The sequence below is a fragment of the Priestia sp. SIMBA_032 genome (assembly GCF_046535215.1).
Lineage (GTDB): Bacteria > Bacillota > Bacilli > Bacillales > Bacillaceae_H > Priestia > Priestia aryabhattai.
On record NZ_JAWRXD010001268.1, the window covers coordinates 1 to 248 of the forward strand.

General features: G+C 33.9%; 1 pseudogene. It reads left to right on the forward strand.

The window, feature by feature from the left end:
* A pseudogene (locus SB717_RS38405) lies at positions 1-248 on the forward strand (YwmB family TATA-box binding protein); the annotation flags it as partial.

Genomic DNA, 248 nt, shown 5'->3' on the forward strand with positions numbered 1-248 from the left:
ATGAAACCGATAAGCGATGAACAGAAAATGGAGAGCATGATTAAGGCTTTAGAGAAAAATGATGCTAAAGTAGAAAAATGGACATGGTTAGCTAGAGAAACAAAAACAATTTCTAATATACATACGTTTCAAAAGTTGTTAAACGATGTGAAGGACAAGGCAAATATTCAAAAGTGGGAAGTAGAGCAATCTCCAGATGGATATAAAGCTACATCCTATAAAAAGTTTGCTTCTCATGAAGAACGAGT